Below are 25,051 nucleotides of genomic sequence, written 5' to 3'. Positions count from 1 at the left end.
AAATTGGTGAAAGCGAGTTATTCGGGCTTTTTCGGTTTTAGAGTGCATTGATTAGTTCGCCGGGGTTCCGGCGTGGCTCTGTGAGGAGTGGGACGTTTTCACAACCATGGTTTGGCTGGCGTTGGTGGGTGTGCCACCCCCGCTCACCCCCGAAAAAGACGGCACTTCACACCAAATCTGCCCAAACGGCCGGTTTTCTTGCGATTTGGTGTGAAGTTCGGAGAAAAATCCTTCGAAATACCCCCGTTTAGTGGCTCTTCCGGTTTTAGAGTGCATTGATTTTGTGTCGGATGTAGGCGAGGATGTCCTTGCAGCGCTTGTTTATGCTCCTTCCTAGCTGCTTGCTTGTTGGTAGTAGTTCCAGGTCTGTTGTAGCAGCGCGTAGTCATCGTCGAAGTCAAACAGTTTTTCAAGCCGCCCACGGGGCTTGTCACCGGCTAGGCGTACAACGTGGAACGGGGTCTATGACTTGGGGTGGTGTTGAAAATGACTTCGCCGGCGGCGGTGGCATAGCCTTGGAGACCGTCCATGCTGATGATTTAGACCTGATCACGAAACTTCGCTGTGATTATTCCGCCATGTTCGCAAAACGCGTCAGTGTTTCTTTCTGGGACAACGTCAAGAAGCTAGGCTGCGGATGACGTGGTCGCGCAATACTCCAGACTGCCCGCACGTGGGGCATTCATTGATGGACTCGATGGGCTCGGCTTCGATGACGGTAACTACCGCCATGTTCTGTGGCCTTGGTGATAGTTTCTCCTAGTTCTGCGGTGCGGCAGATGGTATCGACGATGACATTTCCGTTAGGTTGCACGGTAGGTCCTTGGTTTTGGATGGATTAGACACCCTTATTTCTACAAAGCCAAGGACCCTAATATCTTGTGCCATGCCCGAACTCTCGGCGAACTAATCAGTGCATTCTAAAACCGGAAGAGTCATTTTTATATGAAAAACTAAGACTTTTTGGGTTTATTTCTATAGTGGAAAAATAGGGCAACAAGGCCGCGCCAACCAAGGAGAAGAATGCCGGACATTACTGTTGCGACGATAACGAAAGACCAGTGAGGAATGGCGCCATGCCGTAAGCCCCAGAAAATGAGACCAGTTGCGGCAGTACTGACCCATATGACAGCGCCATGAGTAAAAGTAAGTGGCTGTTTTCCTCTTTGGATTATCCAGCCGAGGATGGTGCCGATGGTAAAAGGCCACCATGTGTCTAGGATGTGGGCGATTTCGAGGCCACCGTGCGCGGCGCGGGCGAGGATGGCGAAGATGAGGGCGGCGAGGACGTCATTAGCTAAGTATTTCATGGGGTGCTCCTTTGATATGCCCGCAAACCACCGCGGGCGATGGAGATGAAGTAGATGACCCAGCCTGCGATGGTGATCAGCGCAAATGCAATAATTCGGAAAACGAAGACGGAGGCGAAGGCGCTGGCGGCGGGCATGCCGACGGCCACGAGGCTGGCGGTCATGGCGGCCTCAACGGGGCCTAGGCCGGCGGGGGTGATTTGGGCAGTACCGACGATCTTGGCGGTGACGAATGCGAGCACCACGCCGAGGATTGAGGGGATTTCGCCGACGCGTTCGAGTCCTGGCAGGGTGTCGGTGACTGCCCAGATACACAGCCACAGTGCGAGGATCTCAAAAAGCCAGTTGCAGAGGGAAAACAGGGAGGCAACGGCGAATCGCCCTGGGGTGAGCGTCACGGCGTGCAGTTGACCAACTTGGGCTTTGACTGTGGGGATCCATCGCTCGTGGTCGGCGCGGGTAAGGCGGTTAAAGGCTCGAACGATACTGCAGGAAACCGCTGAGGCATGCCGAGGATTGTTGGTGGCTGCGAACAGCAGGATCGACAGCCCAATCATGAGTGCTGCGGTGCTAATAAGCGGTATCACGCTGAAGTGCGCGCCGAGGAAAAGTACGGCGACAAGACCTAGGGCGACGAGCCATAGGGTGGATAGCGCACCGGAAACAACGATGAACCATGAGCTGACTACTACGCTCACATCCCAGGCCCGCATGGTGCGGAATTGGTACACGGTAGAGATCGCAGCGCCGCCAGGGAAGGTGCCGGACCATGAGTTGGCAATGAAAGTCAGCTCTGTGGTCCGTAGCAGGCTCACGTGGCTGCCGCCGGCCCCTAAGAGTTGCCGCATGACTCCTGCCATCGAGACGATGGAGATCACCACGGCGACGATGGCGAGGAAGAGGCCAGTGTTGTTGGCGGCTAGGACCTGGGTGTAGCCCTCTGCAAGGAAGGGCATTTTGTTTCGAAGAAGAAACGCTGCGATCACCAGAACAACAAGGGGGAACAGAAATCGCACCCACTTGTTGTTCAGGATCTGCATCTTAGGATTCTTCACTCAGTCGTTTCATCAGTTCGGAAAATGGGACTAGCTCGGCATCGTCTTTAACGGTGCGTCCGGATCGTCCAGCTGTATCCAAGTCTACGGTGAGATGGTGAAGCGGGTCGTGTTCAGTGGAACCACCCTCGGAGACTTGCATCTTTTTCAGCCAAGCGGGGCCCCACCAGTTGTCTTCGCGCAGGAGATGCATAACGGCTGGGACGAGCATCATGCGGATGATGGTGGCGTCGAAAAGCAATGCTACGACCATGCCAAAGGCGATGTACTTCATCATCACGATCTCAGAGAACCCGAAGGCGCCGCAGACCACGATCATGATTAAAGCTGCCGCGGTGATGATGCCACCGGTGTGTGCGGTGCCGTACTTGATGGCCTCGTCGGTGGATTCGCCTTTGGCGCGGGCTTCCACCATGCGAGAGACTAGGAAGACCTCGTAGTCGGTGGATAGTCCGTAGACGATGGCCATGATGAGCACGAGAACGGGGCTCATCAGTGGGCCGGCGGAGAAGTTGAACAGCGAGGAGCCAACACCGTCAACGAACATGGCGGTCAGGATTCCCAAGGTGGAGCCCAAACCTAGGATGGTCATGATGATGGCCTTGGCTGGCAAGATCATGGAGCCGAATACGAGCGACATCAGCAAGAATGTGGCAGTGACGATGTAGATCGCCATCCATGGCAGCTTGTCAAAGAGCGCCTCGATGGATTCGACTTCCATTGCTGGGGTGCCGCCGATGTAGACGGATACGCCCTCGGGAGCGTCGATAGCCCGTAGTTGCTCTACGACCTTGGCGTTGTCCTCGCGGTTTTCAATGCCGGCGGATAGGACCGTGGTGCCGTCCTTGGTGGCCGAGCTGGGCTTGAAACGATCGGTGAGGCCTTCGACCTTGTTGGCCTGCTGATACACGTCGACGAGCTGTTGGTTGGTTGCACCGGTGATCACGAGTTTGATGGGTTCGGTGCGGAAGTGCGGGAAGTTCTCGTCAAAGGAGGCTTGTGCTGTGCGCACCGTGTTGTTCGGTGGCAGGTAGGTTTCGTTGATACCGCCAAATTTCACGCCGGCAAGCGGCAAAGTAAGTCCCAGTAGTACTGCAACAATTCCGACGGTGACCAGCGTGGAGTGCTTCATGGCCCATGCGGGAATGCGGTACCACGCGGTGGAGCGTAACGACGTAGCCTTGCGGGAGGTGCGGCGCAGCGTCCACTTGTCGATGTTTTTGCCCAGCATGCCAAAAAGCGCTGGCAGGACGGTGATGGACAACAGTGCTGCTAGACCCACGGCGCTGATCGCACCGTAGGCGACGGATTTGAGGAAGGCCTGTGGGAACACCAAAAGTCCAGACAGTGCCACTGCGACCATAGCCGCGGAGAACGTTACCGTTTTGCCGGCGGTGGCGGTGGTGATGCGTACCGCATCGGGGATGGGTCTGCCGGCGTCGAGCTCCTCACGGAAGCGGGACACCATGAACAGGCCGTAGTCGATAGCAAGGCCAAGTCCTAGGAGGGTGACCACGCTCTGTGCGAACACGTTGACCTGCACAAAGCCTGCCAAGATGGACAGCACGCCCAAGGATCCCAAGATGGACAAAATGCCCACGATCAGTGGCATGCCTGCGGCTACTACCGAGCCGAAAACGATGAGCAGGAGCACGGCGACGACGGGCAGGGCTACTACTTCTGCGCGTTTGATGTCGCCGGACATGCCTTTGTCGAGGGCGTCGGCCACGGCGGTGGATCCGGCTACCTGGACGGTGACCTCTGGGAACTGGGGGTGCAGATCGGATTCGATGGCACGGAAGTCCTTGAGGGTTTGTTCGCCGTCGCCACGCAGCGAGACAGCCGCGAAGGCGGTGGTGCCGTCCTTAGAGATGAGTTGCGCGTTGCGCTTGTCAAAGTAGGAGGTGACGGCATCGACGTGGTCGCTGTGATCGGTTTTCAAGGAGTCGAGATACTTCTTGATCTTGTCAAAGCTTGGGCTGTGCGCGATGCCGTCTTTCGCTGTGAAGAGCAAAATCACATCGCCATTGTTGTCGCGGCCGAAGGTATCGCGCTCAATAGCGGCGGCTTGTGCGGACGAAGAACCAGGGTCTTCCCAGCCTTCTTGGCTCATTCGATCCGCCAAGCGTGCGCCGAAGAGCGTGTACACGGCGAGGATCAGCGCCACAATGACGATAGGTACGACCTTGCGGTGGCGGTATGAAAAGTCTCCCCAGCGAGAGAACATACGGGTTTCCTCTCTTATTTGCTCTTGGAAAGCAGAGCGCTGAGCGGTCGGATGGGCTTGAGCCAGGCTCCCTCTTCGGGGAGGTTGTCGAGGCTAACACGTGGTAGTGGCTCGCGGAAGACGCCGGGGATTTCCTCCAGGTCGACGAAGGTGATGCGGTCGTCGGCAAGTGCCCACGTGGCGTGCTCGTGGAAGCCGATCACCGTGATGGCAACGCCTGCCGACGCCAGCTCGTCCAACGTCTCTTGGAAGTTGCGGCCATCAGCACTTGCGACGATCACCCCTGCCAGATCGCTTTCCTCAAAACGCTTGCGGATGTGGGCAAGCATGTCGGGGTCCACATCCGTGTCATCCCGCAGCTTCGGCTTGGCAAACACTGCGAAACCGACATTGCGTAGGGCCTCGACCCACGAACGAATGCTATCGGCAGAGCCTGGTACCACGTTGGCAAACACCGTGGCTTCTGATTCCACCTTGGAGCCCGTGGTATGTGCGAGTTCGCCTGCCTTGGCCAGCAACCAGCGACCGATGGCGTCGAAACGCGGACGATGAGCAGTGGTGGGGCGACCGCCGAGCAGCGCTCCTAGACCCATATCAAGGTTGGGGGCATCCCATACGAGTAGCAGCCGGCTCACTTGCGCCTCCACAGGAACTCTGTGATGGTGTGGTCCTTATCCAAGCCCTTGCCTTCGAACTTGGTGATCACCTGTCGATTGGTTAGCTGTGGGCACTCATCCCATGGCCAACCCATGAACTCCAACTGTGGCTCTACGTTGACGAGCTCGGTAATCCACTCGGCGTAGTCGGCATGGTCGGTTGCCACGTGCAGAACGCCGCCTGGCTTGAGGCGTGACGCGATCAGGTTGAGCACGCCGGACTGAATGATGCGGCGCTTGTGGTGGCGGGCTTTAGGCCAAGGGTCTGGGAAGTAGATACGCACACCGTCGAGGCTTTCCTCGGGGAACATACGGGTGAGTACTTCAACGCCGTCGCCGCGGATCATGCGCACGTTGGAGATGTCGCCGCGCACGACTGCACCGAGCAGCTTGGCAAGACCTGGCTTGTACAGTTCGACGGCGATGATGTTGGTGTCGGCTTCTAGTGGTGCCATGGCCGCCGTGGAGGTGCCGGTGCCGGAACCGATCTCGAGGATGGTCTTGTGTCCGCTGCGACCGAACCACTCGGCGACGTCGATACGCTGGTCCTCGGCGTCGGTGAGGTCCTTGCCTAGGATGGGCCAGTTGGCGTCCCAGAGGGATTCTTGGTTGTCGGTGAGAGTGCCGCGGCGGAAGCTGACAGAGCCAAGGCGTGGGTAATCGAGGTTGTTGCCGAACTCGGTGTTGAAGTCCGTTTGTGGCGGACGATAGCCGGTGGGCTTGGTGTTCTTATCAGAATTATCAGTATTAGACATCCCGACTATTGTGCCCCTCGGTTGTGATTAGTTCAATATCAGACAGGTGATAAATATGTGACGGGTGTGAAAATAGTGACATGGGAGGGGGTAGGGTATTCGCAGATTTACTGCACTGAATGTGGATATGTCCAGTTGTTCGGAAAGCTGAACATAGGGCAACCTAATATGCGTGCGATGCGCGATAATCAGTGTGGTAGCGCGTACAAATCGTGGAGGTCTGATGGGTTGCGTGTTGATCTTCTGTAACGTGTTACCCCCTGAAGGGGGCAAATTGTTTCAATACGAAGACATCAGACGTGATCGTTTACCTGTGGTTTCTGGGGGTGTGCTCCGCGGATAGACTATTTTGTGACGTGTATCTCTCACTGCATTGTCATTTGCTGTTCATCTTCTGGCTACTGTGTGGGGTGGAAGAACTGTCAATTGACACGCGAAACTATGTCAGGAGAAGCGATGTCCACCGTGTCCATTAAGGGCCTTGAGGGTGAAGCACCCACCAAAAATGAAGTACTGCTGAATTGGATTGCGGAAAACGTCGAGCTTTTCCAGCCGGACCGAGTTGTTTTTGCTGACGGATCCCAAGAGGAATGGGACCGCCTGACAACTCAATTGGTAGAGTCCGGTACTCTCATCCGTCTCAACGAAGAGAAGCGCCCCAATAGCTTCTTGGCTCGTTCCAACCCAGCCGACGTTGCCCGAGTAGAGTCCCGCACCTTCATCTGCACCCCAACCCCAGAAGGTGCAGGTCCTACCAACCACTGGGCAGACCCAGCGGAAATGAAAGCCGAGCTCACCGAGCGTTTCCGTGGCTCCATGAAGGGCCGCACCATGTACGTCGTGCCTTTCTGCATGGGTCCTATCAACGACCCAGCCCCCAAGCTAGGCGTACAGCTCACCGACTCTGAGTACGTTGTGCTCTCCATGCGCATCATGACCCGCATGGGCGCAGAAGCACTGGCCAAGATCGGCGACACCGGCTCCTTCGTTCCATGCCTGCACTCCGTGGGCGCACCTCTGGAGCCGGGCCAAGAAGATGTGGCATGGCCATGCAACGAGGAAAAGTACATCACTCACTTCCCAGAGACCAAGGAAATCTGGTCCTACGGTTCCGGCTACGGCGGAAACGCCATCTTGGCTAAGAAGTGCTACGCCCTACGTATCGCTTCCGTCATGGCTAAGGAAGAAGGCTGGATGGCTGAGCACATGCTCATTCTGAAGCTCACCTCCCCAGAAAAGAAAGTCTACTACATCGCTGCTGCCTTCCCATCAGCATGTGGCAAGACCAACCTCGCAATGCTTCAGCCCACTATCGACGGCTGGTCCGCCGAGGTCGTTGGCGATGACATCGCATGGCTGCGCTTCGGCGAAGACGGCCGCCTCTACGCCATCAACCCAGAAAACGGCTTCTTCGGTGTTGCTCCTGGCACCAACTACTCCTCCAACCCCAACGCTATGCGCACCATGGAACCAGGCAACACCTTGTTCACCAACGTTGCGCTTACCGACGACGGCGACATCTGGTGGGAAGACTTGGAGAACATGCCAGAGCACCTCACTGACTGGTTGGGCAACGACTGGACCCCAGAAAGCAGCCAGCCATCCAGCCACCCGAACTCCCGCTATTGCGTCCCGCTGGAACAGTGCCCAGTCGCCGCAGAAGAGTACAACGACCCACAGGGTGTGCCGATCTCTGCAATCTTGTTCGGTGGCCGCCGCCCAGACACCGTCCCGCTGGTATCCCAGGCGCACAACTGGGATCATGCCACCATGATCGGTGCCCTGCTGTCCTCCGGTCAGACCGCCGCCGCAGAAGGCACCGTCGGCGCACTGCGCCACGATCCTATGGCCATGCTGCCATTCATTGGCTACAACGCAGCGGATTACCTGCAGCATTGGATTGACATGGGCAAGAAGGGCGGCGACAAGATGCCTGAGGTCTTCTTGGTCAACTGGTTCCGCCGTGGCGACGACGGACGCTTCCTGTGGCCAGGCTTCGGCGACAACAGCCGCGTTCTCAAGTGGATCGTTGACCGCATTGAAGGCCGCGTCGAAGCAGACGAAACCATCGCCGGCTACACCGCCCGCGTGGAAGACTTGGACCTCACCGGCCTAGACACCCCAATCGAGGACATCCGCGAGGCACTGTCCGCTCCAGCCGCACAATGGAAGGGCGACCTTGCCGACAACGAAGAATACCTCGCGTTCCTAGGCTCTAAGGGCTCCGCGGTTCCGGCTGAGGTCCTCGAACAATTCGAGGCACTCAAAGCTCGCGTAGCAGCAGCTGAATCCTAAAGCATTACTCCCTAGGTGGCTTCCTTATGTAAGGGAGCCACCTTTTTGTATCACCAGCACTAGGTTGCTCACCAAAAACTCCCGCAGCACCGGCACCCGAACCAGCCACCACGCCCAGCGCGGATGATAACGCGGAAACGCCAACGCCAACTGGCCAGTGCTCACACCCCAGCGCAGCCCCTCGGCGCAACTAACTGCAAACAACGAAGAACCGAATACGTTTTTAGGAAGATGCCCATGTTTGCGGGCATACCGATCTCTGGCAAAGGCACCACCAACATAGTGCTGCCATAAGCCCGTCTCATGCCCGCCGAACGGTCCCAACCAGACGGTATAGCTTAGAATCACCACACCACCAGGGCGTACAACGCGGAGCATTTCTTCACCCATCGTCCACGGGTCTGGAACATGCTCCGCCACATTGGAGGACAACACCACATCAAAAGTTGAGTCCGGAAACGGCAGCGCTGACCCCGACGCACGAACCGCCTGCGCCACCGTGATCCCCGCCGCAGCCATCTCGCCTGCCGAGGGCTCCACGCTCACATACCGCTTCGGGCTAAAGGCATCGGCAAAATATCCTGGACCACCCCCGACATCGAGAACCGACTGATACTGAATCCCCACCTTGTTGCACACATGATCCACGAGGTCCCGAGTGTCTTGCGCCAACAACGAATAGAAACGGTCGGGATCCGTCTGCTCGTACGTGAAGCTGCGCAGTAGGCGGAGGGAGCGTCGCAAAGTGGCGAAATGCATGCCCTTTATCTTGGCACAATCCCTACAAAAACGGGCTGGTTGTGGGGCGAGCGCCTACGATGGAGGCTGATATGAGGATTTTGTTACTCTGCTGGCGCGACACCACCCACCCCCAAGGCGGTGGCAGTGAGCGCTACTTGGAGCACATTGCAAAGTATTTGGTGGCGGCTGGGCATGAGGTGATTTTTCGGACGGCGCGCCATACGGATGCGTCGCGACGCGCCGTGCGTGACGGGGTGGAGTACCAGTACGCGGGCGGCAAGTATTCGGTCTATGTTCTGGCTGCGGTGGCGCAGCTTATGGGGCGGCTGGGGATTGGTCGGCTGCGTGGGGTGGATGTGGTGGTGGATACCCAGAATGGGATTCCGTTTTTTGCTCGGGTGTTTTCGGGCGTGCCGACGATCCTGCTTACCCACCATTGTCATCGCCGGCAGTGGGATGTGGCTGGTCCGCTTGTTGCGCGCCTGGGCTGGTTTATTGAATCGAAGGTGTCCCCGTGGGTACATCGGGGTGTGCGGTATGTGACGGTGTCGGAGCCGAGTCGCGACGAGTTAGTGGAACTTGGTGTCCCCGCAGGCAACATTACTATTGTGCGCAATGGAATAGATGATCCTCCGGCTCCAATGAATCTGCCGCCGGTAGCAGGCCCCCACCTTGTCACCTTGTCGCGGTTGGTGCCGCATAAGCAGATCGAGCATGCCATCGATGTAGTGCGCGAACTCGATGGGGTGGTGCTCGACATTATTGGTTCAGGTTGGTGGGAGCCGCAACTACGAGAATATGCACGTGACGTGGCCGATCGAGTGATCTTCCATGGTCAGGTGGCAGAAGATCACAAGCATGCGTTGTTGGCGCAGGCTGCCGTACATGTGATGCCCTCGCGGAAAGAGGGGTGGGGGCTCGCCGTAATTGAGGCTGGTCAGCACGGGGTGCCTACTGTTGGCTATTCCCATTCTGGTGGCCTTAGGGATTCGGTGCGTGGCGGTGGGGTGTTGGTGGAAACTCCCGCTCAGCTTACGTGCGCTATCCGCCAGTTGCTCTCAGACCAACGCTATCGCGATGAGTTGGGGCGACGTGCTTATGATTTCGCTTCAACGTTTTCGTGGGAAGATACTGGTCGCGAGTTTCTGCGCGTGATTGCGCAGCCGCAGATTCCAGCCGCAGCCCACAGTACTAAGCAGCCCAATCCGAGATAAAAACCAGCGGTTCGCTGGGGCGTGGAATCGGCGATGGGGGTGAACTTGTCGTGGTCGATCACAGCTGTGATTCCTTGTTCCCGCAGGTAGTTAATATCGCCGCGGTGCCAGGCGGCGGTTGCTTGGGAGTAGGCGGGGGAGGGGGCGTCGATAAGCTGGCCATCGACTCTGAGCGCACCGGATTCCACCGTGGCATTGGCCTTGATGCGGGGATCGACGATCGTGCGGCCCTGATAGCTGACAAGCCCGTGGGAATCGACGATCAGTAGCTTTCCCGTGGTTCGCGGGAGTTCAGGCTGCGCCACGGGGGCAAGCGGGCGGACCGCAAGGGGTGCGTCGGGAACTTGAAGAAGTGCCGCAAGGATCGCCGCGGCAATCAGTGGGCGGGGGCGGATACGTGCAGCACCATAGATCATCGCTGGTAGCAACAACATGCTGAGCTTGGCGGAATCGCGAAACAGCAAAACACCTGGGATGTGCGTCAACGTCCAGGGTGTAACCGCATACATGGCCACCACCCCTACAAGGGCTAGGAGCTGATAACGGCGGGGAGCGTACCACACCGTGATTGCGCACAATATAATTCCCGCGATGGCAAAGCCGGACTCCCGCGAAGGCGGTATCACCTCCGCATTCCATATGCCACCAAGTCCCACAAACGCACCCAACCGGCCCACATAGCCCTCCGCACGGGGAAAGAATACATCCGTCACACCCGCAGGAGGCGCGATCATACTGGGCAACAACCACGGCAGAAACAACACCGCGCTGATCGCCATAACCACCAAGCGCAGCCTTCGAGTGGGAGCAGACACCGCCGCAATCACCGCGCCCAGAACAGCACCCGTGGGCGTTATCGACGCCACCCACAACGCCACCAAACGCCCCTGACCAAGCAACAGAGGAACCAGCCACGCGGCGATCACCAACGACCAGTGGCCCTGTAAAAGGCGCTCCACCACAAAGGGATTCCATAAGGTCACGGTTATCGCAGCGATACGCTGCCACTGCGATTGACCCAAGCGTGCAGCGCCCACCGCACCGCCAATAGCAGCGGCAAGCAGCGCCACGCGCACAGTCCATGGTGCTGGAATGATCTGGCCGATAATCGCCAGCAGCCCATCTTGAGGAGCATTACGGGCGGGCAGATTTCCCCAGCCCAAGGCGTTTTCGCTCAGCGCTGGGCGGTCGATAACCACCATGTCCCGCAACGCCAGCATGCCGTCGTGGGGCATCAGAAACGGCCACAAAAGTGCCGTGATAAGAGCTGCTGCCCAGCCTACGACTAGCGGCATTGGGGTTCGCTGCGGCGTCGAGAAGCCAAAAGCACACCGATGATCAGCGCTGCCACACCAGCCATCTTGACCAAGAAGCCACCCACGCGGGCAGCCTTTAACGCCACTACCGTCGGGCGGGCCTCCGCGCGAGCATTCGCCTGGGTATCCGCATCCCAGTTCAAAGAGGTGCGCAAAATCGTGCGTTCCTTGGCCAGCTCATCGTCATGGCCGGAAGCTGCAATGCGATCCGCCTCGCGCTGCGAACCCGCGTAGAACATAAAAACATCTTCTTCTTGGTTGACCACCACACCACTTTTTGGCTCCACCCACAGCGTGCGCGTCGTCGCATAGTACGGTGTGAGCAGCGCCGAGCCTTGAGGATCCGTCACCTGCATTGCGGCCAACTGCTTTTGCTGCTCAGGGCTAAGATCCGAGGCCTGTGCCTGCGTGGAATGCTCATCGGAGATGTCATCCGGCTGCGTATAAGAACGCGTGGCGGCCTTGACCAAGTTGGTCGCAGGAACAGTCTGAGTGAACACATACTCGCCATTATCTTGCTGCACATAGTCCAACGGCCAGGTCTTTTGTGCGATCGGGTCAAAGAACTGATACGAACGCCGCTCCGTGTGGAAGGGGAAGAAGTATTGCAAACCATCGCGGGCGAAATCGCCGGTATCAAAGTTGAGGTTTAACGCCTGAGACTTCACCTTCATGTGGCTTGTGGAGTCGATAACAGGATAGGTGGAGTGTCTGATCAGGCGGAGGGAATCGTCGATAGTAATGATGTCCTCGTTGGTGTCTGTGCGCCGCAAGGATTCGTCGACACGCAAATCCACCTCATCGCGCACCTCCGTCTTGTTCGTTGTTACCTCACGACGCAGCTGGGTGGTCGTTTCCACATGCGGGCACGACAGTGGCGACGCCCCCGCACACGCAGGATCTACCATCACCGTCGCCGCCGGCTGGGTAGTAATAGAACGCGCAATACCCACAGGGATCGGCTTGAGCAGCGCCGTCACCAACGCCGGAACGACGGCCGCCATAATAAACAACACGGCAGCAGTAACAAACGCAATGCCAGAGGGGCTGAGGCGAGGTTTCATCTTCACCCTTGTGTGCTCAACTTTCGACTAGGATCCGTGGGAGTGTCTCAATCGTACCTAACCTCGCAACCACCACGGTTCTTGCCCCAGCTAGAGGGTCTACGCGCCGTGGCGGCACTCGGCGTGTTAGCTACCCACGCGGCATTCCAATCAGGTATCGACCAACGCACACCAGCTGGCGCAATACTGGCCCGATTCGATTTCTTTGTCGCGGTTTTCTTCGCCCTATCCGCATTCCTCCTCGCCCGCGGCAACCACAAGCACTACTATCGACGCCGCGCCCAACGCATCCTGCCCGCCTACTGGGCATGCTGCGCCATCGTCTTTGCCCTGCTCCCCAACGCATTCGGTACCCCTTGGTACACCATCCTAGCCACCTTTACTCTTACCCAGATCTACCTGCCCCACGCCCTTGTCGGTGGGCTAACCCACCTATGGTCGCTCAGCGTCGAAGTAGCCTTCTACCTGCTCTTACCCCTGCTTATTCGCATACCACAACGCTATAAAATCCCCAGCTACCTTGGTCTTGCGCTAGCAGGTTTTGGGTGGGCTGCCATCCCCTGGCCCACCGATGTGTGGGGAGGGGTCAACTTCCAACTCTGGCCCATGTCCTACCTGCCGTGGTTTGTTGTGGGCCTGTGCGCTGCGGAGCTGGAACAACACAGATGGATCATTCGCCACGGCTGGCTCTGGTGGCTTGCTGGACTAGCAGTAGCGTGGCTAGCAGGGCAACAATGGTACGGCCCCCTCGGGTTGATTCACCCCACGCCGGCGGAATTTATCAGAAAGATCGCAGCCGGCACTGTGTTCGCAGCGCTGATTATCGCTCCCTGTATCTGGGGCGCGCCCCGATCGTTGCCTAATCGCATACTCACCACTCGCCCCATGCTGAGCGTGGGGCGCTGGAGCTATTCCCTGTTTCTCTGGCACTTGCCAGTGCTGACCGTGCTTTTCGAGGTCACCACATTGCAGGTGTTTTCCAGCAACACCGGCCTCGTTTTCCTCCTGTGTGCCGCAATCAGCGTTGTGGTGGCATGGATTAGCTACGAGCTCGTGGAATCAGTGGGGCGTTTTTCGCTTCGCCACCGAGGCAACAACGCACCCATCCCCAACGCAAACACAAGCGAAGCCCAGGTACTCACATCAAAGTAATGGGAATCAGGCCACGGGGCTCTTGCCATCCACATGGCAGCAACAACACAGCATGCTGCGATAACAAAGGAGCGTCGAACAAAACGAGTGGCGGAGATGCCAGCAGCTATTCCTGCGGCTAGCAGCCCTAGCCAACCGCTTGCGGCTGTTACTGCTCCTAATCCGATTGTCACTACGATCCATGTTGGTACCTCAGGGGTGAAAGCCTCAGCAGCATGAGTATCACTCGATGCATGTTTACGGGATCGCCAGATGGATACCGCGCAGGCACCCAGTACCACTATCCCGAGGAGAAGCCCGCCGGCAAGGCCGCGACGGTAGGTGTGTTCACCGGCGAACTCGAAGCGAATCACATCAAGCACATCGTCGGTGGCTAATGCCTTAGGAACGATAAACCCTTGGCCACCTGCGTTGACGGTGATGGGGGTGAGCTCATGATCACCGATGAATGCACGCATGCCACGATTGGCAGCTTGGGTGGTCACAAAAACAGAGTCACCGTTGAGATCAACAAAACCAGCCTTACCGTCCCCAGAAAGGCGCACCCAATCTGATCTGGTAGATAGCTCGTGGTAGCCGGCGGGCAGGAGGAAGCGCTCACCGCAAGCGTAGGTGACTTGGTCGATAGTGATTGTGCGCTCGCAGTGCGAGGCAGATAGGGTGACTTCGATAGGGCGTGCGGTTTCAAAGCCGCGGTTGAGCAGGCCGGTATCTACCATCACTTTTTGGAATAAGAAGGTGTGCGCACTGGGTCCTGCCGGCGGCAGGGTGGGGGTTCGCGTGATGGGGGAGTGGATAAGCTGCGCTGAGGCAATGCCCATGCCTGGGGCGACTTCGATGCGCACGCGGTTAGTGGCTCCGCCTGGTATACGGATGGTGGTGGGAACACCTGGGCGCATATCGGCGGCGACATGAGCATTGTTGCTGCGTATGATTACTTTTCCGGCCTTGCCGGTAATGCGCAGTTCAAGATGAGGGTCGGGGCTCTCGGCCTGTAGTTCGAGCCACGGATGACGATCTCCTGGGGCTGCAAACCATGCGGTATCGGGGTCGTTGTCAACAGCTGCGGTGATAGATCTCGTGGGGTCTGCGCCACCAAAAGCAGTAGCGTCGGCGGCCGATGACGATGCCACCACATGCCCACCGCGTTCCACCACGCGTGTGGCGCGAGCAGCCGAAGGGTAGTCGCGCACGGGGTTGCCTACGTCCTTACCTTCGGCTTCGGTAGCAAGCGGCGCGGAGATCGCACGACGGGCTGCACCATAATTGCGAGCAGCCAACATCGGGGTATCGGTGACGATCTCTGCGTCGGAGTCGCTCAAGATAAAATCACCAGGGCCGAGCAGGCTTAATGCCTCACCACCGCCGGCAACACGGGTGAGTTTGTCGGTGAGATACCCATGGGCCTGGCGGTCAAGGATGGCTACGTCGACACGCTCTTTCCCCGAACCAAACGTGTGGACTTCAATATCCGGAAACTGCGAGCGCATCATGGTTAAGGTCGCGTCCCCACTATGTGGTGCCACGAGATCGTGACGGATAACCACAATGCCTACGCCGATTCTTCGTAACTGATCGCCCAGATGATCCACGGCGCCTTTATCAACAGCACTCAACACACCATCAAGCCCACGGATGGTCTCCGGTGGCACCAGCGGCACCGCGTCGCGCACCACCCACGGGACCTGCAACAACGGCTGCAGTGGCTCGTCACGCGTCCATCCCCACGTCTGGCGTGCAAAGCTCGCCGCAGGCAGCACCAGCGTGCGGGTATGAGCACCCTCGCGATTAATTAGCTCAGCTGCTTGCTTCCAATACTGTGGCACCTCACGGTAAGCACCCTGGGGCAGTAGCTGCCCAGACCATGCAGGAGCCATCGAACCAAGTACCACCAATCCAGCAAGAACCGCAGCCGGAAGACGTTTGAGCTGTAGGGAATGAAGCGCGTAGGCCAAGCCAATAACCAGCGGTAGGCGCACGAGGGGGTCGAACTTGTGGATGTTGCGCAGGGCCGCGCCGGGGCCGTCGAGAAGCCCTGTGCAAAGGTGAGCGCCGCCCATGATGAGTAAGCCGGTGAAAAGCAGGAGCGTCCACCATCGTGGCGCGCGTAGTAGCCCGATCATGCCGAGGCCGGCGACCGCCAGCGTGCACACGATAAGTAGCGGATTGGTCACGAGCTCGTGCCCAGCGACGCGTTCTATGTCGACGAAGGGAGTCCAGCTGGTTGTGCCACGTAGGACTTCAGGCAGGCTGAGCCAGTGAGTGGTGACCGCCGCGCTTTCGATGTAGTCGGTAAACAGTGGCGCATAGCGGCCCAACACCAGCAGCGGGACGATCCACCACAGGCTTACTGCTATCGCCCCACCAAGCCATAGCAGCAGGCGCCGCCAGCGTCGGTAGCAAAGAAGGTAGAGGCCGGCAGGAACACTGGCGGCTAGGGTGGCGGTGGCATTTACGGCTCCTAACAACGCTACGGCGCTTATCGACGCCGCCACGTGGCAGCGCTTCAAGTCCTGCCGCATAAGCGGCCAGAGGATCCACGGGGCGAGTGCTACCACCCAGGCTTCCGAGGAGATCGCCGTAAGCGTGGTGAGAATCCGAGGCGATAACGCATAAGCGCCGGCGGCAAGCATTATTACTGTGGCGGGGGCCTGGGGGAGGAGACGGCGCAACAGTATTAGGGTGCCGGAATATCCCACCCCAAGCACAATGGTCCACCATAGGCGCTGCGCTACCCAGTCGGGTAGTGGATCTGTGATGAGGAAGAAAAGTCCGTGGGGAAATAAATACCCATAGGCTTGGTTTTGTACTTGGCCTAGGGGGAACGTGTCGCTCCAAGCGTGGAGTGCACCGCCGAGAAACTGGCGGGGGTTAGCCACGAGGTCGTGTTTGGTGTCGGCTGCGATAAGTCCCCACGGTTGTAGGAAGCTGAAGAGGGCGGCCAGTATCCAGCCCACGAGGTGTGGCATTTAGTTGCGGGATCCGTACTCTGGGTCGCCTAAAAGAGCATCGTTAGAGCTTATGTGTGTTCCTTGTGGTGAGGAGTCCACCATGGACGCTCCGATTACGGCAACAACTCCGAGCGCGATCCCTAAAACTGCGCTGGCAATTGCCGGTCCAAGGGTGCGTCGGTTTAATGAATCGGAATCAAAGGCCATGCGCACTACTCTAGCGTGGTTTACTAGATAGGTAATGGATAACCTACGCCGCGTTTTCACACCCGCCTCGCTGATTCTTGGCACTGTTGTTGCCGCTAGCATGCTGAGCTCCTGCTCGCAGGACTCCTCCCAACAGGCTGCGCCAAGCACTCCTTCATCAACTCCTACTGCGTCGCAGTCTGAACAGCTCTCGTCGGCGTCGTCAACGCCGCAGGCTGTTGCTTTAGACCCAGTGCAGCTGCGCAAAGATGCTGCCAGCTTGATGATGGTGGGCGTGGGTAATTTCGACGATGCTCTCTTTGCCATCCAGCAAGGTGCCGGCGGAATTTTTATCGGCTCGGGTACAGATCCCCAGATCTTGACCACCCCAGGCCGCGACATTGCGGAGCTGCGTCGAATAGCGGGGCGCCCGCTGTCTGTAGCCATCGACTTTGAGGGTGGTCGCGTGTTGCGTCACCGCGGGATCCTTGGCGATTTCCCATCCCCGCAGGTGATGGCGCAAACCATGACCCCAGAGCAGGTGCGCGGAATGGCTTATGACATGGGTCGTTCCTTGTTCGCACATGGCATTAATGTGAACTTTGCGCCGGTAGTCGATATTGAAGCCGGCCTTGAAGTAGTAGGCGATCGCGCGTTTAGCCCAGATCCGCTTATCGACGCCACCTACGCCACCGCATTCGCCCAAGGAATGTCTGATGCTGGGGTGCGTCCCGTACTCAAGCACTTCCCAGGGCATGGCCGCGCCAGCGGCGACTCGCACACCGCACAAGTACACACCCCACCATTGGCTGAGCTAGAAAAGCTCGATCTGATCCCTTATGGCCGAGTGCCGGTTGCTGGTGCGGGCGTGATGGTAGGACACATGATCGTGCCGGGGCTGGGTGCTCCAGAAACTCCGTCGACGATCAATCCAGCTGCGTACCAGTTGCTTCGTTCCGGTTCATATCCCGGTGGTCAACCTTTTAGTGGCGTGATTTACACCGATGATTTGACTATGGGTGCGGTTACATCATTAATGCCCACCGTGCAGGCGGTACCAGCAGCTCTAGCAGCGGGTGCTGATCAGGCACTGTGGGTAAGTACGGCCGGTCTTGTGGAGGCTATTGATGCCACTGTGGCTGCAGTCTTGGAGGGGCGTTACCCCGTCGAACAGTTCCAGGCTTCAGTTGCGCGAGTCGCAGGCTAAGGCGTGTGTGCACTAAATTGGGTCAGGTGAGTTCTAAGAAAGTAGCCAAGTTTAGTGCGGGTGTGATCCTGGGGCTGGGAGTCCTCGGCGGTATCGCATACGGTGCTGACTACGTGACGTCGCAAGGCGAAGTGCCTCGTGGCGCAACTGTGGGTGGCATCGCAATCGGTGGAATGGCTAAAGAAGACGCCATTTCCACCCTGCAGAAGCAACTGAAATTGACCGACCAGGTCACCGTCACCGCTGGCGAGCGCACAGCTACTTTCTCCCCAGAGGTTGCAGGGCTGAGCGTGGATTGGAACGAAACAATCCGTGCCGCCGGTAAGCAATCCGCCAACCCCATTACTCGTCTGAGCAGTTTTTTTACCACCCACGAGGTAGAGATTGTCTCCGAGCGCGATGATTCTAAACTCATCCCTGAGCTAGAGCGCGTACAAAAAGAGCTCAGCCCAGCGCCCGCCGATGCCGCTATTCGTCTTACCGACGGAAAAGTGGAAGTCATCCCAGCTGTTAACGGCCAAGAGCTGGATAAAAAAGAACTAGATAAGGCTGTTGTTTCCTCGTGGCTACACCCTGAGGGAGTAAGCGTTGACCCGAAGGTGACTAAGCCGCGCATCGGTGAATCCGCTGTGGAAGAGGCACGCCCTGCTGCCGAAGCCGCCGTCAGCAGCCCCATCGTGGCACACGGCCGCGACAAAATCGACGGTGTCATTGAACCAACCCGCATGGGCGAGGTAGTGACCTTCGAACCTGATGGCAAGAAGTTCCGCGTTGCCGTGAACACCGATGCTGCGCGCGCAATTTTGAACGAGACACTCAACGTGACCGAGGTGCAGCGGAGAAACGCTGACATTCAATTCTCTGGTTCAGCAAAGACCGTGATCCCGCACATGGATGGCGTGCGAATCGAATGGGACAAGACGCTGGAGCACTTTGATAAGCGTGTGACCGGCAAGGACAGCCGCACCTTCGACGTCGCCTACACCGATGAGCCAGCCACCTTCACCACCGAGCAAGCAGAGGCTGCAACCTTCGATCAAGTTGTCGGTGAATTTACTACCGGTGGCTACTCACAAGCATCGGGTATCAATATTGCACGCGTTGCTCAGATGGTCAACGGTGCTATTGTAGCCCCTGGAGATACTTTCTCACTCAATGGGTACACTGGCCCGCGTGGTATTGCCCAAGGATTTGTGGAATCCGGCATTATCCTCAATGGTCACGCTGATAAAGCCGTTGGCGGTGGCATTAGCCAGTTCGCTACTACTTTGTATAACGCTGCGTACTTCGCGGGCATGGAAGACGTAGCCCATACTCCACATAGCTATTACATCTCTCGTTATCCTGCTGGACGCGAAGCTACCGTATTTGAAGGTGCTATCGACTTGCAGTTTAAAAACACCTCACCATACCCCGTTCGCATTGTCACCTCCGCCGGCGGCGGTTCGGTAACAGTACAGCTCACTGGTGTGAAAACGGTGAATGTGGAATCGATTAATGGTGGTCGCTGGAACTACACACCACCGCGTCCGATCACACTTTCTGGCCCAGATTGTGCCGCTTCTTCCGGTGCACAGGGCTTTACCACCAGCGATACTCGTATTATCCGTTCGCTTTCTGGCTCCGAGATCTCTCGTGAGACAAAAACCACGGTGTATGATCCTTCGCCTATCGTGACCTGTTCCTAATGCGGGCGTAGAGTTAGGGTTCATGCCACATTCGACGTCGACACGCTTGGTCATCCCTAACCAACATGGCGCTTGGGCCATGCTTATTACTCCAGCAGTTCTTGGTTGCATTAAGGCATGGGGGCATACACCGGCTGCTGTGTTGGCATCGGTGGCGGTTGCGTGGTTGAGCGGTTACTGCGCGTTCTTTGCGTTCGGCATGTGGGTGAAGGCGCGTCGAAACGCACGTCGACGCGCCTATTACACCCGTTCCTTACTGGTCTACGGCGGGATTTCTGTAGCCATGTGCACGGTAGCCTTAAGTGTCGACCCGTCGCTGATCCGGTGGGCGTTCTACTTCGCACCCTTGGTCGGTGTTGCTGTGTACGAGACGTATAACAAGCGCCCGCGTTCGGTGCTATCAGGGGCGGCCACCACGGTGGCGTCGGCACTGCTCTATGCGGTGCTGACCGGTGGGGTCAACATCGCCACCGTGTTTTTGGTGCTGTACTTCACCGGCACCATCATGGTGGTTAAATCATTGATTCGGGAACGTTCCAACACAAAGTTTTGGTATGCCTCCTTGGCCTACCATGTTCTCGCTATCGCGGTCATGGCTGCAGTGATCTATGCCCATGAGGCAGGGCACCTAGGCAGTGAGACTCTTGGCAGCGGTTTTATCTGGCTATCGCTTCTGACTTTGCTGGTTGCGCTAGTGCGCGCGTGGGCGTTGCCCTTTGTGCAGCGTCGTGGGCTGCGAGTGTGGAAGGCAAAAGATATTGGTGTGCTGGAAATGATGGTGCTTGTGCTCGCCTGCGCAGCTATCCTTGTCTAGCATGACCGATCAATCCGCGATTAAGCCGAGTGTTGGCACCATAGTGACCTCTACTGCGCTAGCGACGTTGCTCGCTGGCGGTGCGGCGGCAGGTGCTGTGGCTATGACGATTCCTAGCCCACAGCGTGAGAATTATGTTGTGAGCAATCAAGAGCAGTATCGCCCCTCGCACAGTGTTGCTGTGGAGATCCATGATCGCGATGGTGTGCTCAACGCCGAGGACCAGCGGCGGCTGCTGAACAATACCGACAACATTGAGGTTGCTCAGGTAGTCAAGCAGGTGCACTACATTGTGTTTCGCACCAATGATGAGAACGTGAACGACACGGTGGAAAATTACCTGCGCGATCAGCGTCCGGATTTGATCGGCAAGGAGTACTTTACTGACGGGGTGCTCATTATTGGCGTGGGGCTTGATCCACGTCAGGCGTTTATTTTTGCTGGTAATGATGTTGCGGACGCTTTTGATCTGCGTAAAAGCGCTCATCTTGAGCAGTCTTTGGATGCGATCAAACCGGGTGTAAAAGACGGCAACATTCCTGCGGGCTTGAGCAATGGTCTGCGCACTGCGGTTGATGTTCGTGCGATCGAAGAGCAGCAGTACAATTCTGCCGTCGATGCGCGGATGGCGGCGCTGGTAGGCGGTGGTCTTGGGGCTGCCAGCGGCGGATTTGGTATCGCGGGCATTGTGGGTATTACGCGCCGGCGAAAGTCGCGGATTGTGGTGCAGGCTCGTGACAACATGGAGGTGGTGTCGCGGGAGTACGGCGAGTTGGCGCAGCGTCTCGACGCCATCGACACCCGTGCACATTCGCTGAGCTCCCCGCTTGTCGACGCTACCCTGCGCAACCAGTGGGCTGATGTGCGTGATCGTTTCCTGCGTATTCACGACAGCATGGATACCTTGGGTAACTTGGCGACCGATTCGGACTATTACTCTAAGTCGCATGAGATCTCGACGGCACGGGAAACCGCCGAGCAGATCAGCTATGCCGAGAGCAACATCGATACCCTTTTCCGCCTAGAAAACGGGGATGCGGTGATTCGAGTCCGCGAAGCCGATGCGCTATATAAGGACATGCTGGAAGCCCTTGGGGAGATTAAGATCTCGGCGTTAAGCCGCGAGGTAGAACGCCTGAAAGACGAACTGCTTGCGTTGAAAGCAACACCGGAGTCCCCGCAGTTCCTTGACCGCTACGCTACAATCCTGACTTCCTACCAGACGGTATTGGAGCAGGTGCGCAAGCAGCAGTTCTCCGATGTGAAGGAGTCCACGGCTACCACGCTGGCGGCACCGGCTATCTACGAGTCCGGCTACCGCCCAGGCTATGGTATGAACAACTTCGTACCATTTTGGATCATGTCTTCCTGGCACACCGACAACATTGCAGCCCAAGAGGCTGCCAGTGCGAACTCCTCGCGTACTAACACCTCGTTTAGCTCTGGGTTTAGCGGCGCTGGTGGTTCGTCGAGCTTCTAGGAAGAGCGCAGAGCTTGTGCTAAGCCCACGACGGTGATCACCGCGGTAACCGACATCATGGTGGCAGCTGCGAGCGGGGGTGCGATTCCCCATGATTGGACCACGCCGAACATGGGGGCGTACAGCCCTGCGATGAAGAACTGGCCGGATCCCAAGAATGCGGAGGCAGCACCACCCACGGGGCCGGCGTGGGACATGGCCAGCGCTGAGGTGTTGGCAAAGATCATGCCCATGGAAGCAGTCATGGTGAAAATTCCAGCCAAGAATGCCACGGTGCCGAGGCTAAATGTTGCGGCGATCGCCAGCCAAGCAACTGCCAAAGCCATGATGGTCACTCCTGTTGCTGCAAGGCGAGGTGCCCCAAAGCGATGAACTACTCGGGCGTTGATGATTGCCATGGTGGCTAGACCCGAGGTGTTCATGGCAAAGATGAGTGCGTAGTGCAGCGGCGAGAATCCGAAGTGTTCCTGCAGGATAAAGGGTGAAGCAGACACGAAGGTGAACATGGTGGCAAAGGCAAAAACGAATGCCACTGTGGAGCCTACGTAGACGCGATTGCTTAACAAGGTGCGGATCGCGGCAAGCATGGCGCGGATACCACCGTGGGTGCGACGTTCCACAGGCAGAGTTTCTGGGATAGTGCGTGCTGCAATAACAGCTGTAAACGCATAGACCACGGTGAGGAACCAGAAAACAGCACGCCAACCGGCGGAGTGGACGATCAGACCGCCGAGGATGGGGCCAACCACGGGAGCGATGCTGCCTAGGACCATGAGGATGGAGAACACCTTGGCTAGTTCTGGGCCAGAAACCTTATCGGCGGCAATCGCGCGTGCAGAAACAACTGCGGTGCCGGCTGCCCAGCCCATGGCTGCGCGGGAGAGGTAGAGCACCCATGCGTGGGGTGCGAGGGCGCTTAACAGGGTTGCTATCGTAAGCACGATCGTGCCGATGAAAAATAGCCCGCGCCGGCCGCGGGCGTCGGTAATCGGCCCACTGAACAGCTGGCCCACGGTCATTCCGATAAGGAAGAACGTGATGGTCAACTGTGCGTCGAATTGGCTGATACCAAACTCGTGACGCAACACGGGCAACCCCGATAGGTACATGTTGATGCTGAGCGGTTCAGTGGCGTTAACAAGCGCCAAGGTGCCCAGCAATGCTGGTGGTATGAGCTGACGTGTCGGGGAAGCAGGACTTGGGGACATGTCAGTGAACGTACCCAACTATTATCAACTAGACCAGCTGGGCGAGCACACGCGGGGAGTGAATGTCCCACACACCAGGGCCGACACCCAACTCGTAGCCTTCTTCTTTCAGCGCTGCGAGCTGTTCGGAGAAGTACTGGACCATGTTGTTACGCTCTGGTTCACCGTGGACGAGGACGTCGAGGCCCAGCTTTTCTTGCTGGGAGATCACCAGCTTGACCTCATCGACCATGAGCAAGGTAGGCCAGCAAACACACACCGATCGCACCCACAATCGCACACCAGTTTCAATTCCACTGGGTACAAGCTGTGGAATCGCTGTAAGAATTTAGCGGCGCATGGCCACCATGATCGAAACGAAAGACACCAGCAGGGATGCCGACACCACAGCACCGGCAGCAAGTACATTCCCGCCAGAGGCATGCAGGATCCACGTCAACACCAGCGGGGTGAACCCAGCGATAAGAGCACCGTTGGTTTCCCGAGCCAGCGCAATGCCACTAAAACGCGCGCGTGCTTGGAACAGCCCAGCAAGGAATGCGCCTTGGCTGCCCGAGGTCAACGAAATCACCGCACCATAGCCAAAAGCGACCGTTAGTGCGGCGATCACCGCATTGCCTGTGTGCAAACCCAAAAGGAAGGGCACTGCATAAAATGCGCCAATTAATGAGCCGGTAGCCAATACACGATCAGCACCGAAACGGTCAGCAGCCAGCCCGCCCAGCGGGGTAGCAACCACACCGACCAAGGTTCCGGCAGAAACCGCCAGCAAAGCATCAAACTTGGCCATGCCCACAGCATCGGAGGTCATAAAGGAGATGGCAAAAACAGCCATGGCGTAGTTCAGTGCGTTGTGGCCGGTGATGGACAAAAATCCCAAAGCCACCTGACGCTTATGCGACTTGAGCAGCTCCACAACCGGCAAAGACTGGTGTTTTGCCTGTTCAGAGCGCTCCTCCATGGCCGCTACATACTCGGGGGTTTCCTCCAAACGCTTGCGCATGAACAACGCAATGAAGAACAACAGCGCAGAAATAAGGAACGGGATACGCCACACGCCACCCAACAATGCCTCATCGCCTACTGACGACGCCCCCATGAACGCCGCAGTCGCCAACACAATGCCCGCAGGTGGCATCGCCAAAACCAAGGAGGTGAAAAGTCCACGCTTAGCCGCAGGGGCAAATTCGGCCACCACAGTCATCGCACCAGCAAGTTCAGCACCGGCACCCAAACCTTGAATCAGACGGAAGAACACCAAGAGCATAGGAGCCAGCACACCAATAGCGGCCTCCGTGGGGAGCAAACCAATGCCGACCGTGGCAATGCCCATCATCAAAACACTCAAGATCATCGCAGGTCGACGGCCAAAACGATCACCAATGTGGCCGATGGCCACACCGCCTAGCGGGCGGGCAACAAAACCAACTGCAAACGTGGCAAAAGCGGCAAGCTGTCCACCGGCTGCGGATGACTCGAAAAAGAGCGGGGCAATCACGACGGCAGCGGCGGCACCATAGAGAGCGTAGTCGTACCACTCAATGATGGTTCCCAACAAGGCCGCCAACAGCGCACGACGGCCCTGCGGGGTCAAAGAATCGTTGCAGTTTTTCATACTTATATTTATGAACATATGCAGAAGGCGTTACATAAAATGTCATTATGCTTACTCGGGAACTACAACATCTGGTCAAACAGGCCATCACACACCCGCCCCGCTGACCCCATCAGC

21 protein-coding genes are annotated in these 25,051 nt (G+C 57.7%); 8 read left to right on the top strand and 13 right to left on the bottom strand.

Features of this window, described 5'->3' with window-relative positions:
• The first annotated feature begins 464 nt into the window (after window positions 1-464).
• Window positions 465-641, top strand: coding sequence for a hypothetical protein (locus AT687_RS12510; protein ID WP_021335255.1), 177 nt, complete (start codon window positions 465-467; stop codon window positions 639-641).
• A gap of 312 nt (window positions 642-953) precedes the next feature.
• On the opposite strand, the gene AT687_RS10650 is transcribed toward AT687_RS12510, so the two are convergent.
• From AT687_RS10650 to trmB, 5 genes are read right to left on the bottom strand one after another with little or no spacing between them, the layout of a single operon-like run.
• On the bottom strand, window positions 954-1,310 hold the full coding sequence (locus AT687_RS10650) for a DUF3054 domain-containing protein (RefSeq protein WP_014319479.1): 357 nt from the start codon (window positions 1,308-1,310) through the stop codon (window positions 954-956).
• Complete coding sequence (locus AT687_RS10645) at window positions 1,307-2,350, bottom strand: lysylphosphatidylglycerol synthase transmembrane domain-containing protein (protein ID WP_014319478.1); 1,044 nt, start codon at window positions 2,348-2,350, stop codon at window positions 1,307-1,309. The genes AT687_RS10650 and AT687_RS10645 overlap by 4 nt, the downstream gene beginning before the upstream one ends.
• 1 nt (window position 2,351) lies before the next feature.
• Window positions 2,352-4,592: an MMPL family transporter gene (locus tag AT687_RS10640; protein ID WP_014319477.1), complete on the bottom strand. Its 2,241-nt coding sequence runs from the start codon at window positions 4,590-4,592 to the stop codon at window positions 2,352-2,354.
• A gap of 14 nt (window positions 4,593-4,606) precedes the next feature.
• On the bottom strand, window positions 4,607-5,227 hold the full coding sequence (locus tag AT687_RS10635) for an NYN domain-containing protein (RefSeq protein WP_014319476.1): 621 nt from the start codon (window positions 5,225-5,227) through the stop codon (window positions 4,607-4,609).
• On the bottom strand, window positions 5,224-6,003 hold the full coding sequence (gene trmB, locus AT687_RS10630) for a tRNA (guanosine(46)-N7)-methyltransferase TrmB (RefSeq protein ID WP_014319475.1): 780 nt from the start codon (window positions 6,001-6,003) through the stop codon (window positions 5,224-5,226). Before trmB ends, AT687_RS10635 begins: the two co-directional genes overlap by 4 nt.
• Before the next feature lie 456 nt (window positions 6,004-6,459).
• Between trmB and AT687_RS10625 the strand changes: the two genes are divergently transcribed.
• Entirely contained in the window at window positions 6,460-8,298 is a 1,839-nt protein-coding gene (locus AT687_RS10625) for a phosphoenolpyruvate carboxykinase (GTP) (RefSeq protein ID WP_014319474.1), read from the top strand.
• A gap of 24 nt (window positions 8,299-8,322) precedes the next feature.
• Here AT687_RS10625 and AT687_RS10620 read toward each other — a convergent pair whose 3' ends face one another.
• On the bottom strand, window positions 8,323-9,057 hold the full coding sequence (locus AT687_RS10620; RefSeq protein WP_014319473.1) for a class I SAM-dependent methyltransferase: 735 nt from the start codon (window positions 9,055-9,057) through the stop codon (window positions 8,323-8,325).
• Between the two features lie 71 nt (window positions 9,058-9,128).
• On the opposite strand from AT687_RS10620, the gene AT687_RS12215 reads away from it, so the two are divergent.
• The gene (locus AT687_RS12215) at window positions 9,129-10,253 is read left to right on the top strand and encodes a glycosyltransferase family 4 protein (protein ID WP_014319472.1); all 1,125 of its coding nucleotides are present in this window, start codon (window positions 9,129-9,131) and stop codon (window positions 10,251-10,253) included.
• Here the strand turns inward: AT687_RS12215 and AT687_RS10615 are convergent.
• Window positions 10,136-11,548, bottom strand: a complete 1,413-nt coding sequence (locus tag AT687_RS10615; RefSeq protein ID WP_014319471.1) for an MmpA family trehalose lipid delivery protein — start codon at window positions 11,546-11,548, stop codon at window positions 10,136-10,138. The two genes, AT687_RS12215 and AT687_RS10615, sit on opposite strands and share 118 nt — an antisense overlap.
• Window positions 11,539-12,633, bottom strand: coding sequence for a PorA family protein (locus AT687_RS10610; protein WP_014319470.1), 1,095 nt, complete (start codon window positions 12,631-12,633; stop codon window positions 11,539-11,541). The genes AT687_RS10615 and AT687_RS10610 overlap by 10 nt, the downstream gene beginning before the upstream one ends.
• Window positions 12,634-12,645: 12 nt before the next feature.
• Here AT687_RS10610 and AT687_RS12210 point away from each other — a divergent pair, with 12 nt between their 5' ends.
• Window positions 12,646-13,785 carry an acyltransferase family protein gene (locus AT687_RS12210; protein WP_014319469.1) on the top strand — a complete coding sequence of 380 codons (1,140 nt, stop codon included), beginning with the start codon at window positions 12,646-12,648 and terminating at the stop codon, window positions 13,783-13,785.
• Here AT687_RS12210 and AT687_RS10605 read toward each other — a convergent pair.
• Both AT687_RS10605 and AT687_RS10600 read right to left on the bottom strand, forming a co-directional pair.
• Window positions 13,677-16,754, bottom strand: a complete 3,078-nt coding sequence (locus AT687_RS10605) for a DUF3367 domain-containing protein (RefSeq protein ID WP_014319468.1) — start codon at window positions 16,752-16,754, stop codon at window positions 13,677-13,679. The two genes, AT687_RS12210 and AT687_RS10605, sit on opposite strands and share 109 nt — an antisense overlap.
• A complete protein-coding gene (locus AT687_RS10600; protein WP_004567290.1) occupies window positions 16,755-16,943 on the bottom strand; it encodes a DUF2613 domain-containing protein in 189 nt (62 codons plus the stop codon).
• 34 nt (window positions 16,944-16,977) lie between these two features.
• Here AT687_RS10600 and AT687_RS10595 point away from each other — a divergent pair, with 34 nt between their 5' ends.
• From AT687_RS10595 to AT687_RS10580, 4 genes are read left to right on the top strand one after another with little or no spacing between them, the layout of a single operon-like run.
• On the top strand, window positions 16,978-18,129 hold the full coding sequence (locus tag AT687_RS10595) for a glycoside hydrolase family 3 N-terminal domain-containing protein (protein WP_014319467.1): 1,152 nt from the start codon (window positions 16,978-16,980) through the stop codon (window positions 18,127-18,129).
• A gap of 5 nt (window positions 18,130-18,134) precedes the next feature.
• Complete coding sequence (locus tag AT687_RS10590) at window positions 18,135-19,817, top strand: VanW family protein (RefSeq protein ID WP_014319466.1); 1,683 nt, start codon at window positions 18,135-18,137, stop codon at window positions 19,815-19,817.
• A gap of 22 nt (window positions 19,818-19,839) precedes the next feature.
• On the top strand, window positions 19,840-20,631 hold the full coding sequence (locus AT687_RS10585; protein ID WP_014319465.1) for a YwiC-like family protein: 792 nt from the start codon (window positions 19,840-19,842) through the stop codon (window positions 20,629-20,631).
• A 1-nt stretch (window position 20,632) separates the two neighbouring features.
• Entirely contained in the window at window positions 20,633-22,111 is a 1,479-nt protein-coding gene (locus tag AT687_RS10580) for a DUF5129 domain-containing protein (protein WP_014319464.1), read from the top strand.
• On the opposite strand, the gene AT687_RS10575 is transcribed toward AT687_RS10580, so the two are convergent.
• From AT687_RS10575 to AT687_RS10565, 3 genes are read right to left on the bottom strand one after another with little or no spacing between them, the layout of a single operon-like run.
• On the bottom strand, window positions 22,108-23,319 hold the full coding sequence (locus AT687_RS10575) for a multidrug effflux MFS transporter (protein WP_014319463.1): 1,212 nt from the start codon (window positions 23,317-23,319) through the stop codon (window positions 22,108-22,110). The two genes, AT687_RS10580 and AT687_RS10575, sit on opposite strands and share 4 nt — an antisense overlap.
• Window positions 23,320-23,347: 28 nt before the next feature.
• Complete coding sequence (locus AT687_RS10570) at window positions 23,348-23,599, bottom strand: 5-methyltetrahydropteroyltriglutamate--homocysteine S-methyltransferase (RefSeq protein WP_021335248.1); 252 nt, start codon at window positions 23,597-23,599, stop codon at window positions 23,348-23,350.
• Between the two features lie 48 nt (window positions 23,600-23,647).
• Window positions 23,648-24,952 (bottom strand): MFS transporter, encoded by a 1,305-nt coding sequence (locus AT687_RS10565; RefSeq protein WP_014319461.1) that lies wholly within the window; start codon window positions 24,950-24,952, stop codon window positions 23,648-23,650.
• Between the last annotated feature and the right edge of the window lie 99 nt (window positions 24,953-25,051).

The organism is Corynebacterium diphtheriae, from assembly GCF_001457455.1.
Taxonomy (GTDB): Bacteria; Actinomycetota; Actinomycetes; order Mycobacteriales; family Mycobacteriaceae; genus Corynebacterium; species Corynebacterium diphtheriae.
Note: the sequence above shows the minus strand (reverse complement) of the source record. Positions and strands in the feature narration are given on the sequence as shown.